At 66.2% G+C, this 12,898-nt stretch carries 11 protein-coding genes; 6 read left to right on the top strand and 5 right to left on the bottom strand.

The genetic code is table 11. The annotated features are described in order from the left end of the window. From F2Q65_RS18500 to F2Q65_RS18485, 4 genes are all read left to right on the top strand, one after another. A partial coding sequence (locus tag F2Q65_RS18500; RefSeq protein WP_150094877.1) for a Y-family DNA polymerase occupies nucleotides 1–1,278 on the top strand: 1,278 nt, incomplete at its 5' end. 43 nt (nucleotides 1,279–1,321) lie between these two features. Then, on the top strand, nucleotides 1,322–1,867 hold the full coding sequence (locus F2Q65_RS18495; protein WP_150094876.1) for a metal-dependent phosphohydrolase: 546 nt from the start codon (nucleotides 1,322–1,324) through the stop codon (nucleotides 1,865–1,867). Nucleotides 1,868–2,089: 222 nt separating this feature from the next. Beyond that, nucleotides 2,090–3,082: a tyrosine-type recombinase/integrase gene (locus F2Q65_RS20475; protein WP_211354101.1), complete on the top strand. Its 993-nt coding sequence runs from the start codon at nucleotides 2,090–2,092 to the stop codon at nucleotides 3,080–3,082. Beyond that, complete coding sequence (locus F2Q65_RS18485; RefSeq protein WP_150094875.1) at nucleotides 3,001–4,212, top strand: IS91 family transposase; 1,212 nt, start codon at nucleotides 3,001–3,003, stop codon at nucleotides 4,210–4,212. Before F2Q65_RS20475 ends, F2Q65_RS18485 begins: the two co-directional genes overlap by 82 nt. Before the next feature lie 427 nt (nucleotides 4,213–4,639). Here F2Q65_RS18485 and F2Q65_RS18480 read toward each other — a convergent pair whose 3' ends face one another. From F2Q65_RS18480 to F2Q65_RS18470, 3 genes are all read right to left on the bottom strand, one after another. Further along, nucleotides 4,640–6,106 carry a reverse transcriptase domain-containing protein gene (locus F2Q65_RS18480; RefSeq protein WP_150094871.1) on the bottom strand — a complete coding sequence of 489 codons (1,467 nt, stop codon included), beginning with the start codon at nucleotides 6,104–6,106 and terminating at the stop codon, nucleotides 4,640–4,642. Nucleotides 6,107–6,435: 329 nt separating this feature from the next. After that, nucleotides 6,436–6,873, bottom strand: coding sequence for a four helix bundle protein (locus tag F2Q65_RS18475; protein ID WP_170265811.1), 438 nt, complete (start codon nucleotides 6,871–6,873; stop codon nucleotides 6,436–6,438). A gap of 221 nt (nucleotides 6,874–7,094) precedes the next feature. Beyond that, entirely contained in the window at nucleotides 7,095–7,889 is a 795-nt protein-coding gene (locus tag F2Q65_RS18470; RefSeq protein ID WP_170265812.1) for an Lcl C-terminal domain-containing protein, read from the bottom strand. A 457-nt stretch (nucleotides 7,890–8,346) separates the two neighbouring features. Between F2Q65_RS18470 and F2Q65_RS18465 the strand changes: the two genes are divergently transcribed. Next, the gene (locus F2Q65_RS18465) at nucleotides 8,347–9,291 is read left to right on the top strand and encodes an RpnC/YadD family protein (protein WP_150094873.1); all 945 of its coding nucleotides are present in this window, start codon (nucleotides 8,347–8,349) and stop codon (nucleotides 9,289–9,291) included. Nucleotides 9,292–9,719: 428 nt separating this feature from the next. Continuing rightward, a complete protein-coding gene (locus tag F2Q65_RS18460) occupies nucleotides 9,720–10,349 on the top strand; it encodes a tyrosine-type recombinase/integrase (protein WP_150094872.1) in 630 nt (209 codons plus the stop codon). 180 nt (nucleotides 10,350–10,529) lie between these two features. On the opposite strand, the gene F2Q65_RS18455 is transcribed toward F2Q65_RS18460, so the two are convergent. Together F2Q65_RS18455 and F2Q65_RS18450 are read right to left on the bottom strand one after the other, a co-directional pair. Continuing rightward, on the bottom strand, nucleotides 10,530–11,996 hold the full coding sequence (locus tag F2Q65_RS18455; RefSeq protein ID WP_150094871.1) for a reverse transcriptase domain-containing protein: 1,467 nt from the start codon (nucleotides 11,994–11,996) through the stop codon (nucleotides 10,530–10,532). A 329-nt stretch (nucleotides 11,997–12,325) separates the two neighbouring features. Continuing rightward, nucleotides 12,326–12,763, bottom strand: coding sequence for a four helix bundle protein (locus tag F2Q65_RS18450; protein WP_170265811.1), 438 nt, complete (start codon nucleotides 12,761–12,763; stop codon nucleotides 12,326–12,328). Between the last annotated feature and the right edge of the window lie 135 nt (nucleotides 12,764–12,898).

Here is a 12,898-nt window from a genome sequence, read left to right as displayed (position 1 = left end):
TGCGAGCAGGTGTTCCGCCCGGACCTGCAAGGGCGCGCCGTGGTGGTGCTGTCGAACAACGACGGCTGCATCGTCGCGCGCTCGCGCGAGGCCAAGGCGCTGGGCCTGCGCATGGGCGAGCCCTGGTTCAAGGCCCGCGAGCGCCTGCGCCAGGCGGGCAGGGCACCGCAGCCAGCCGGCGAGGTCACCGCGCTGTCGAGCAACTACGCCCTCTACGCCGACATGAGCAACCGCGTCATGCGCCTGCTCGCACGCTTCGCCCCGCGCCAGGAGGTCTACTCCATCGACGAGAGCTTTCTCGACCTGAGCGGGCTGCCGGAGCCGGCCGCCGCCATCGGCCAGCGCATCCGCTCCACCGTGCTGCAATGGACCGGCCTGCCGGTCTGTGTCGGCATCGGCCCGACCAAGACCCTGGCCAAGCTCGCCAATCACCTGGCCAAGCAGGATGCGCGCTGGAACGGCGTCTGTGACCTGCAGGCGCTGGCCGAGCCCGACGTCGACCGGCTGCTCGCCGACGTCCCCGTGGGCGAGGTCTGGGGCGTGGGCGCCCGACTCGCCCGGCGGCTGCAAGCGCTCGGCATCGACACCGCGCTCGCCCTGCGCCGGGCCGCGCCCAGTCACATCCGCCAGCAGGCCTCCGTGGTGCTCGAGCGCACCGCGCTGGAACTGCGCGGCATCCCCTGCCTGGCGCTGGAGGACGTGACCCCGGACAAGCAGCAGATCCGCTGCTCGCGCTCCTTCGGCGCCCCGGTGACCACGCTGGAGGAGCTGATCGAGGCGGTCACCACCTTCGCTAGCCGTGCCGCCGAGAAACTGCGCGCCCAGCAGGGCGAGGCCGCCGCCGTGGCGGTGGAGATCCAGACCAGCCCGTTTCGCACCGACAGCACGCCCTATGCCGCCAGCCGCAGCATTGCGCTCGCCACGCCCAGCGCCGACACCCGCGCGCTGGTCGCCGCCGCCTGCCAGGGCCTGCGCGCCATCTACCGCCCCCATCGGCGCTATACCAAGGCCGGCGTCCTGCTGCTGGGCCTTGGTCCCGCCGCTAACACCCAGCCCGGCCTGTTCGACGACAGCGACAGCCGCCGGCAGAGCAGGGCGCTCATGGCCACCCTGGACCAGATCAACGACCGCTTTGGCCGCGGCAGCCTGTACCTGGCCAACGCCCGGCCCGCCGCGCGCTCGGACGCCCGACCCGCTCCGCGCTGGGCCCGGCGCCAGGACCACCGCTCACCGCGCTACACCACCCGCTGGGATGAGCTGCCCGTGGCACACTGCTGAGCCCACCAGACGCCACAGCCGCCCCGACACCTGCCACCGGCCCATGACCACCGCGCCCATTCACATCCACACCTACTCCGGCATCGCCTTCGACCTGCGCGCCCCCACCCCCGACATGGTGCGCCTGGAGGACATCGTGCATTCCCTGTCGCTGATGAACCGCTTCAACGGCGCCGCACGCTTCCCCTACAGCGTCGCCCAGCACTCGCTGCATGTCGCCGAGCTGCTGCCCGCAGACCTGCGCCTGGACGGCCTGCTGCACGACGCCGCCGAGGCCTACATCGGCGACATGGTCAGCCCGCTGAAGCAGGTCATGCCCGAATACAAGGAGGTAGAGCGCCGCATCAACGCAGTCGTCGCCGCGGTCTTCGGCCTGGCCTGGCCGGAACCACCCGCGGTCAAGCAGGCAGACCTCGCCGTGCTCGCCGCCGAGCGCGAGCAGGTGCTGCGGCCGTCCTATGGACCCTGGTTCAAGGATTTTCCGGAGCCTGCGCCGATCACCATCGCCCAGCGGGACTGGATGGCGGTGAAGCAGGAATTCGCCGAGGCGGTGCAGGCCGAGATGGCGGGACGGCGGGGGCTGGTGTAGGGGCGTTGCGCAGGCGACGAGAGGCGACGGGCACGATCAAGCACCAGAAAGCGGACACTGCCCATAAAGGTGGCGGTGGCCGCTAAACGCTGGAGGACTAAACCGCTAACGCGGTAGGGCGCGGCCGGCACGGCCGGAGGTCATTGTTCAGCGGGATGGGTCAGTCCCGACTAAAGGTTAGAGGTGCAGTACCCCCTCAACCTCCAGCACGGGAGCAGACCCATGAGTAGTGAGCATAGACCTATCAGCCCACTTCGTCAGCGCATGATCGAGGACATGCGCCTGCGCAAACTCTCCGAGAAAACCCAGAGCGGCTATCTACGCGGGGTCAAGGACTTGGCTCGTTTCCTCAAACGCGCACCGGACACCGCGACGGCCGAGGACCTGCGCCGCTACCAACTGCATCTCAGCGAGCACGGCACCTCTCGGATCAGCCTGAACGCGGCGGTCACCGCGCTGCGGTTCTTCTTCGAGATCACCCTTGGCCGCGGCGAGCTGATGACGGCGATGAGCCATGTGCGCGTGGCGCGCACGCTACCCGTGGTGTTGAGTCCCGAAGAGGTGGAGCGCTTGCTTGATGCGGCGCCGGGGCTGAAGTACAAAGCGATGCTGTCGGTGGCCTACGGCGCGGGCCTGCGGGCCTCCGAGGTGGTGGGGTTGCGGGTCGACGACATCGACAGTCAGCGGATGGTGATCCGGGTCGATCAGGGCAAAGGGCGCAAGGACCGTTATGTCATGCTCTCCGCGGCGCTGCTCGGCGTGCTGCGGGCGTGGTGGCGCGCGGGCAAGGCGCGCGGGCAAGGCGCGCGGGCAGATGTTGCCGCACGGCTGGCTGTTTCCGGGCCAGGACCCGGTCAATCCACTCACCACGCGTCAGCTCAACCGCGCCTGTCATGCCGCCGCCGCGGCTGCCGGCCTCAGCAAGCGCGTCTCGATGCATACGCTGCGCCACAGCTTCGCCACACACCTGCTCGAGCACAAGGAGGACATCCGCGTGATCCAGGTGCTGCTCGGGCACAAGCGGCTGGAGACCACCACGCTCTACACCCAAGTGGCCACGCGTACGCTCGCGCAGGTCACCAGTCCGCTGGAGCGCCTGACACCGAAGGATCGGTCGCGCGCCTGAGCCGGCCGTGGCACGGCCGGCGCTGGAGGTCGCGGACATCTTCCGCGACCACGGTCCCGCTTGGCGTGAGCAACAAGCCGGGCATCTGAGCCTCGGCCAGCTCAAGGTGATGTCGGCCATCGAGCGCTGCCGCACCGCGGCGCTCGGCGGCCATGTCGCGCAGTGCCCGGACTGCGGTCACAGCGAGATCGCCTACAACTCCTGTCGCAACCGCCATTGCCCAAAGTGCCAAGGTGCGGTGGCCAGGCAGTGGCTCGCTGAGCGGGAGGCCGATCTGCTGCCGGTGGAGTACTACCACGTGGTCTTCACCCTGCCGGCGTCGATCGGGCAGCTCGCCTATCACAATAAGGCGGTGGTCTACGGCCTGCTGTTTGCCGCCGCTGCCGAGACGCTGCTCACCATCGCCGCGGACCCCAAGCACCTGGGGGCGCGCATCGGGGTGACGGCGGTCCCGCATACGTGGGGCTCGGCGCTAACCCATCATCCGCACCTGCATTGCATCGTGCCGGGCGGCGGCATCGCCTTCGACGGTGAGCGCTGGGTGGCCTGTCGGCCCGGCTTCTTCCTGCCGGTGCGGGTACTCTCGCGGTTGTTTCGACGGTTGTTCTGCGAAAAGCTCGCAGCGGCCTACCAGGCCGGTGCGCTCAGGTGCATCGGCGAGCACGTCGAGCTGGCTAAGCCGACAGCCTTCGCCGACTGGCTGCGCCCGCTGCGCCAGCGCGCGTGGGTGGTCTACGCCAAGCGTCCCTTCGCGGGTCCCGAGGCGGTGCTGGCCTATCTGTCGCGCTACACCCACCGCGTGGCCATCGCCAACAGCCGCCTGATCGCCGTCGATGCGCAAGGCGTCACGTTTAAGTTCAAGGACTACCGGGCCAAGGGCCGCTGCCGCTACAAGCCGATGACCCTTCCGGTGGCGGAGTTCATGCGCCGCTTTCTGCTGCATGTCCTGCCGTCGGGGTTTCACCGCATCCGCCACTTCGGCCTGCTGGCTAATGCCTCGCGCGTCGCCAACCTGGCGCGGGCGCGGGGACTGCTGGCCAGCCCGCTGTCCCCGCTCATTGCCGTGCCCGTCAGCACCGGAGAGGGGGGCGCTGAGGCGCGCCCGAGCGAGCAGGCCCGACCTTGTCCTTGCTGCGGCGCACCGATGCGCATCATCGAGCGCTTCGAGCGCGGCCATGCACCGCGGGCACCGCCGCCGCTCATGGCGCGGGCGACATGAGCACAACCGCCGCCAGCCACTGGCTGTCAGCCCCCTGCAGGCATCGGCTCCTCGGTGCACGGGCGCCTCTGTGCCCGCACGCCAAACCCCGCTGTTGCACACTGCGGCCGCTGCCCCGGCAACGCCCACTCGCCACCCTCGTAGCCGCGCAACCCTCGCCCAACGTCCGCGCCAACAGCCATTGCACCCGTTCACTTGGCGCGAGCGCCGGCGCCCTCGGATCAAATCCCCATAGCGCCTCGCCATTGCTGGCCTCATCCCCAGACGCCCGCGGTTTCCTCCCCCAAGGGTTATCCGACGCCTACCGCCCCCGGCAGCGATAATTTGCGCAGCCCATCACCGCCTTCCCGTTCAGTGGCTCCGGTTGAGCACGCCACACGGCGGTAGGCATCTGATAACCCTTAACATTAGCTGTCACTCAACGCGTCTATTGCCAGTGTCTGTTTTCCGGCGTTGAACCCTCTCCGCTGGGAGCGGCTCCCAGCCTGACCTCCCGCCGCGGCACCAGACGCCACAGCGGACGGCGTTCACGGATGCCGGTCCAGGTGTTGTCGGTCTGGGTGGCCACCAAGATGGCGCGCCCATCACGCAACAAGATCCGGGCATAGCGCCGCGCCAAGGGGACCGGAAAGCCGAAGTGCGCGCCACGGCGGTTCTCCGCTAGGGGCTGGAGGCCGAGCCGTTGCGCCAACAGCACATCGTCCGCGCCATAGAGCTCATAGAAACGCCCGACCTGGAAAAACAGCACATCCCCTACAAAGGTCTGACGCAGCCAACGGTATTGAGCGCGTGCCGAGGTCAACTGGCGGGGCAGGCAGTCCTTGCGCACGAGCTTGCCGGTGGCGGCGTCTTGGTCAAGGTAGGTGCTCAGAAAGGCAAAACGCGTCCAGAGGCTGGCCCAAAGCCCCTCGCTGTCGGCCTTGGCCAGGTGACCGCGGTAGGAGCAGAGCACCGCGTACAGGGCATCGAGCAGCATGGGCTCGAAGCGGTAGCGCCGCAGCAGACGCCCCTCGCCGACCAGCTCCGCCTCGAAGGCCAACAGGCGCGCGCGCAGGTTGTTGACCACGCGCCGGCGCACCAGCCGGTAGTCGCGGCGCACGATGTAACCGAGAAAGTCCACACCGTCCGAGACCGGGCGCAGGCGCTGACGCGGGTTCAGCTCCAGCTGCAGGGTCTGCTCGAGCTGGTCCTCGATGGCTCCTCGCCACCGCAGCAACTGCTCGCGATCATCAGACAGGAGCACGAAATCATCGCAGTAGCGCAGGTACTGCCGGCAGCGCAGCCGATGCTTGACGAACTGATCGAGGCCGTTGAGATAGACGTTGGCGAAGAACTGGCTGTTCAGGTTGCCGATGGGCAGCCCCTTGCCGGGCTCGCAGCGCAACAGGCTCTTGTGCGCCGGTACGCGCGCCAGCTCGCCGGGCGCACCCTTGAGGATGTGCCCGGCGGCGCAGTCGTGAAACACCAACAGCTCGGTGAGCCAGCGCGCGTCGGCATCGGCGATGTGCGGCTCCAGCAGGCGCCACAGGATCGCCTTGTCGATGCGCATGAAGTAGTTGCGGATGTCGAGCTGCAGATACCAGGCGCGGCGCTGGCCGTTGGCGCTGACCTGCCGCATGCAGCGTTGCAGACGGTCCACCGCCGCATGCACGCCCTTGCCCTTGCGGCAGGCGTAGGAGTCGTGGATGAAGACGCGCTCCCAATACTGCTCCAGGTGGTCCACCAGGACATGGTGCACCACGCGGTCGCGGAAGTCCGCGGCGAAGATCTCGCTCAGCGCCAGCAGGTTCAGCTCCTGCCGGGCCTCGAAGCGCAGGGCGTTGATGGTATTACGCTTGTTGCGCCGGCAGCCGAGGTAGTGGCGATACAGGTTCTCGTAGGAGAACAAGCTCATCGAGCACGACCCCGAACGGCGCCGCGCGCGTCAACGGGCATCATTCTCCGGGGCGAACCGCCCAACCGTAGTTCTGGTTGTCCTTATTGTCGTTGTTCTGGTTGCCATTGTCGGCGTTGAAGTTCCACGCGTTGTTCGGATTCGGCGCGTACTCCGTGCCGGACCAGACCACGGCCCTTTGCCCAGCCACTTTCCGCCACCCCGTCCGGCATGGTGACCGGCTTCAGGGTGCCCCACCGGTTGGGAATCCCACAGCGGGTATCCCGCCCTGAATCGATATGCCTGTGGCTCCGCGGTGCGGCGCCACAGGCGGGCTGGGCGCACAATGATCAATCGGCACGCGTCGGCCGGCCCGTCTCCGCATCGCTGCGGCGGCGACGCCGACCGGCTTCTGGCCCCCGTGGCCTCTGCGCGCCCGGCTCGGCCGTCACGCTCCTGAGCCAGCCCTCGTTCTGTCTGCAAACCGAGGCGACCTGTTCCACCGTGAACTGATAGGCCGCGAAACTCTTGAACGCCTGCACCTCCTTGCCCAGGCGAATCAGGATGAGCAGCTCATCGAGCTGCCCGCGCAGCGCGCGCAAGGCCGGGGCCTTATCGTGCTCGGCATTGGCGCGGATGATCTGGGCGACGATGTCGCGGCTCTTTTGGCGCAAATCGCTGCCCAGGCTGTATTTGTGGTAGCGGCTGAAGCCGGCGACGACCTTCTCGAGGTGCACCGCCACGTCCATGGCCTGCTTATAGATCGGTAAATGCTCGTAGCGGGCCATGGCCTCCGCATCCCCCCACACAACCCCCCGGCACCAGCTCGTCGGGTGCGGTGACACAGGAACCGCACCATGACCCATGTTTCACGGGCACATCCGGCAACGGTGCGGTTCGTACCTCACCGCACCCTACGCGCTTACCCAGCCGCGGCGACCAGCGCGCGCGAGGGGGGAAGTCTCCCCCCTGACCCCCCTCAAAGGACCGAATCATCCAAAGCGCCAAATCACCGAAGTCGCGCCCGCCCAAACGCCAGCAACAGGAGGCTCAGAAGCCCGAGGCCCCAGACACTCATTGTCGGGATCGGTTGCGGATCGGGCGCGACTTGTCCGGGGCGAACCGCCCAACCGTAGAGCTGGTAGCCCTTATAGTAGTCGTCCTGGTTGCCAAAGTCGGCGTTGAAGAGCCACGCGTCGCCCGGATTCGGCGCGTACTCCGTGCCGGACCAGTAAGCAAAATCCTGCAAGTTAGCGAAGACCGACAAGGGGGTAAGCGTACTCATTGGAGGCCCCGCGCTGTCTCGCGGCGTCGCCCCGCCCTCCTCGTAGTACAGATAACCCAACTCAGTACCCGTACAACCGAAACCATAATATTGCGTCGGGAAACCGCCACCCGGGACGAAATTCAAGCTGCAATTGGTATCCGCCGGGTCCGCCTCCCACAACCGCCAGTTCGTCGCCCCGCCGTAGGCGATGTCGTTCAGATACGCCACCCACGCCTGCGCGGCGAACCAGGTCATTCCACCGTCGGTTTGATTGAATTCCGTTGCGAGCACGTCGTGGGGGCTCGGGTAGGACACCGTCCCCGTATGCGTGACGGGCGAGCCCGCCGCAATAATCTCCACAATCAATTCCGGACAGATATTGGGAGCCGTACCACCCTCGGCATCGCACTGCGTCTTGAACAGGTTCGCATCCGCCGTCCAGGTCAGATCCTGCCCCGTGCTGTAGACCAGGTTCGCCCCCTCGCTCGTGTAGGGCTGCAGCGCCGCCTGCGCCACCCCCTGTGCCAGCAGCAGCACTGTCGCCGCCAATCCACTCAAAAGCTGTCGACCCACTCTCATGTCCAAAGCCCTCGATTGACACACCGTGACCGTTGACCAGTATGGACAACAGATCACTGGCGAGCGACAGTCAATTCGTGTTCGATTGCTTAAGGTAGCGATGCACTCCACCACCCACGCGCGTAAGACCAAAAAGGAGGAAAGCAGACGCTCCTTCCGGCATCGCCAATGACGGCTCATGGGACGATCCGGCCGGATAGGCGACCTTTCTCGGCGTCTGCTTCGGCATTCGCCTTTCTATGCGGGAAATTGTCCAGTCCAGCCTGCTGGCTATGATCAGCCGATGCACCGGGTTGATCTGGGCGCGAGTGTCGCCCACACTGCGCGAGATGAATGCAGTCAGTCAGTGCACCCCGTGCGCATGCATGGCCTTCAGGATCTGCTCGGTACCGCCCCCAACGCTCAGGAGCCCCGTATGAACGACACCGCCGAGCTCGCGCCCCGCAGCGACTACGACAGCCCCTGGAAAGAGGCCCTTGAAGGCTACTTCCCTGAATTCCTCGCGCTGCTCTTTCCGCACATCCACGCCGGCATCGACTGGTCCCGCGGCTACCAGTTCCTCGATAAGGAGTTCCAGCAGATCGTGCGCGACGCCGCCACCGGGCGGCGCTATGCCGACAAGCTTGTCGGCGTGCACCGCCTCGACGGTCAGCCCGCTTGGGTGCTGGTGCATGTGGAGGTGCAGGGCGAGCCCGAGGCCGCCTTCGCCGAGCGCATGTTCGTCTACAACCACAAGATCCGCGATGCCTACGGCGTGCCCGTCGTCAGTCTCGCCGTGCTCGCCGATGTCGATCCGCGCTTTCGCCCCGCGCATTACCGCGATGCGCTCTGGGGCTGCGCCATCGATTTCCGCTTCCCCATGGTCAAGCTCATGGACTGGGACACCCCCGAGCGTTGGGCGGAGCTGGAGGCGAGCGACAACCCCTTCGCGCTGGTCGTCATGGCCCAGATCCGGGCCAAGGCTACTAAGGATGCCGAGACCCGCAAGGCCTGGAAGTTTCGTCTCATCCGCCTGATGTATGATCGCGGTTACGAGCGCAAGACCATCCTGGAGCTATTCCGAGTCATCGACTGGATGATCCGGTTGCCCGACATCCTGGAGGCCAGCTTCCTTCAGGAGCTCTACACCTACGAGGAGAGCAAACAGATGCCCTACGTCACCAGTGCCGAGCGTTTCGGAATCGAGAAAGGCTATCGGCAAGGCGAGGCCGACCTCCTGCTCTGGCAGATCGAGAATAAATTCGGTGCCGACACCGCCGAGGCCCTGCGCGAGCGCATCGCGTCGGCCGATAACGACAGCCTGCGCCGCTGGTCAGCGCGCATCCTCACCGCCGACACCCCGGAGGCCATCTTTCACTGATTCGTTGACGCAAGACCGGCGCCGCGCGACTTGCGCCTAGGCCGCCGAGCTGGAGCCAGGCGTGCCCCGGCGGGTCCACGATCATCCACCTCTCATCTGCACCGCCACCCCAGCCAACGCTCAGGTCATCAACGCAGCGCCCTCACGCGACGTCACTTAAGCTCCTTCCCTGCCAGTTCAGCGGCCAGCAGTCTGGCAGCGTGCTGCATGCAGGCAGCTCGGGCCATGTCTCTTGACCTGCACCGAGGCCGCGCTGGCCATCAACGGCGCACCACCATTAGATTGCGTGAGATCCGAACGGTCAGATATTGACCTAAGCGCAGAGAAAACACGCGTTCTCTGTGCTCCACCGGCAGTGATCCTCCCATCGTCGGGCGCGGGTTGGGCCAAGCTTCTGTTTCCTGCAATCACCCACGAGGAAACAGACAATGACGACCACCGCATCGCTCTCGGCTGCGCCACAGGCCCCTTGGAACAAAGGCAAGCTGATAGGGCAGAAACCGCCGTTGAAGCTCAGGGAGATCTGGACCGTGCGCACCTGCTTGGCCCTGGCCGGCAAGACGCGGGACCTTGCGCTCTTCAACTTGGCCATCGACAGCAAACTGCGCGGCTGTGATCTTGTCAGCCTGCACGTGCGCGACGTCGCCCATGGCAACCACATCCTCTCACGGGCGAGCATCGTCCAGCAAAAAACTGGCATGCCGGTGCGCTTTGAGATCACCGAACAGACCCGCGAGGCACTGCAGGCCTGGATCGCACAGGCCGAGCTATCGGCGGCAGACGTTCTGTTTCCAAGCCGCCAGCGCGGTGCGCCACACCTGTCGACCCGCCAATATGCGCGCATGGTGAAACGCTGGATCGCCCTGACTGGCGCCGATCCCACCGAGTACGGTACGCACTCCTTACGCCGCACGAAGGCGACGCTGATCTATCGCCAGACGAAGAACCTCCGAGCGGTGCAGCTACTGTTGGGTCATCGCAAAATCGAGAGCACGGTCCGCTATCTCGGGGTAGACGTCGATGATGCCCTAGAGATGGCCGAGCATATCGAGTGCTGAGGTTGGCCTGGGCGGCATCTCAGGGATGAGATGTCAAGACCCCGTGCTGGCGCTCACAAGAAACGCTCGTCAGCAGGAGAGAGACCTGCCCATGTCGTCATCTGCCACGCAGGCAAAAGCAGCCACTCGTCAGGGGCAGCTTCATGCCCGGATAACGCTGTTAGCTGTCACTCAACGCGTCTATTGCCAGTGTCTGTTTTCCGGCGTTGAACCCTCTCCGCTGGGAGCGGCTCCCAGCCTGACCTCCCGCCGCGGCACCAGACGCCACAGCGGACGGCGTTCACGGATGCCGGTCCAGGTGTTGTCGGTCTGGGTGGCCACCAAGATGGCGCGCCCATCACGCAACAAGATCCGGGCATAGCGCCGCGCCAAGGGGACCGGAAAGCCGAAGTGCGCGCCACGGCGGTTCTCCGCTAGGGGCTGGAGGCCGAGCCGTTGCGCCAACAGCACATCGTCCGCGCCATAGAGCTCATAGAAACGCCCGACCTGGAAAAACAGCACATCCCCTACAAAGGTCTGACGCAGCCAACGGTATTGAGCGCGTGCCGAGGTCAACTGGCGGGGCAGGCAGTCCTTGCGCACGAGCTTGCCGGTGGCGGCGTCTTGGTCAAGGTAGGTGCTCAGAAAGGCAAAACGCGTCCAGAGGCTGGCCCAAAGCCCCTCGCTGTCGGCCTTGGCCAGGTGACCGCGGTAGGAGCAGAGCACCGCGTACAGGGCATCGAGCAGCATGGGCTCGAAGCGGTAGCGCCGCAGCAGACGCCCCTCGCCGACCAGCTCCGCCTCGAAGGCCAACAGGCGCGCGCGCAGGTTGTTGACCACGCGCCGGCGCACCAGCCGGTAGTCGCGGCGCACGATGTAACCGAGAAAGTCCACACCGTCCGAGACCGGGCGCAGGCGCTGACGCGGGTTCAGCTCCAGCTGCAGGGTCTGCTCGAGCTGGTCCTCGATGGCTCCTCGCCACCGCAGCAACTGCTCGCGATCATCAGACAGGAGCACGAAATCATCGCAGTAGCGCAGGTACTGCCGGCAGCGCAGCCGATGCTTGACGAACTGATCGAGGCCGTTGAGATAGACGTTGGCGAAGAACTGGCTGTTCAGGTTGCCGATGGGCAGCCCCTTGCCGGGCTCGCAGCGCAACAGGCTCTTGTGCGCCGGTACGCGCGCCAGCTCGCCGGGCGCACCCTTGAGGATGTGCCCGGCGGCGCAGTCGTGAAACACCAACAGCTCGGTGAGCCAGCGCGCGTCGGCATCGGCGATGTGCGGCTCCAGCAGGCGCCACAGGATCGCCTTGTCGATGCGCATGAAGTAGTTGCGGATGTCGAGCTGCAGATACCAGGCGCGGCGCTGGCCGTTGGCGCTGACCTGCCGCATGCAGCGTTGCAGACGGTCCACCGCCGCATGCACGCCCTTGCCCTTGCGGCAGGCGTAGGAGTCGTGGATGAAGACGCGCTCCCAATACTGCTCCAGGTGGTCCACCAGGACATGGTGCACCACGCGGTCGCGGAAGTCCGCGGCGAAGATCTCGCTCAGCGCCAGCAGGTTCAGCTCCTGCCGGGCCTCGAAGCGCAGGGCGTTGATGGTATTACGCTTGTTGCGCCGGCAGCCGAGGTAGTGGCGATACAGGTTCTCGTAGGAGAACAAGCTCATCGAGCACGACCCCGAACGGCGCCGCGCGCGTCAACGGGCATCATTCTCCGGGGCGAACCGCCCAACCGTAGTTCTGGTTGTCCTTATTGTCGTTGTTCTGGTTGCCATTGTCGGCGTTGAAGTTCCACGCGTTGTTCGGATTCGGCGCGTACTCCGTGCCGGACCAGACCACGGCCCTTTGCCCAGCCACTTTCCGCCACCCCGTCCGGCATGGTGACCGGCTTCAGGGTGCCCCACCGGTTGGGAATCCCACAGCGGGTATCCCGCCCTGAATCGATATGCCTGTGGCTCCGCGGTGCGGCGCCACAGGCGGGCTGGGCGCACAATGATCAATCGGCACGCGTCGGCCGGCCCGTCTCCGCATCGCTGCGGCGGCGACGCCGACCGGCTTCTGGCCCCCGTGGCCTCTGCGCGCCCGGCTCGGCCGTCACGCTCCTGAGCCAGCCCTCGTTCTGTCTGCAAACCGAGGCGACCTGTTCCACCGTGAACTGATAGGCCGCGAAACTCTTGAACGCCTGCACCTCCTTGCCCAGGCGAATCAGGATGAGCAGCTCATCGAGCTGCCCGCGCAGCGCGCGCAAGGCCGGGGCCTTATCGTGCTCGGCATTGGCGCGGATGATCTGGGCGACGATGTCGCGGCTCTTTTGGCGCAAATCGCTGCCCAGGCTGTATTTGTGGTAGCGGCTGAAGCCGGCGACGACCTTCTCGAGGTGCACCGCCACGTCCATGGCCTGCTTATAGATCGGTAAATGCTCGTAGCGGGCCATGGCCTCCGCATCCCCCCACACAACCCCCCGGCACCAGCTCGTCGGGTGCGGTGACACAGGAACCGCACCATGACCCATGTTTCACGGGCACATCCGGCAACGGTGCGGTTCGTACCTCACCGCACCCTACGCGCT

This window comes from Thiohalocapsa marina, assembly GCF_008632335.1.
Taxonomy (GTDB): Bacteria; Pseudomonadota; Gammaproteobacteria; order Chromatiales; family Chromatiaceae; genus Thiohalocapsa; species Thiohalocapsa marina.
This window is presented reverse-complemented; position numbering and strand designations above follow the sequence as displayed.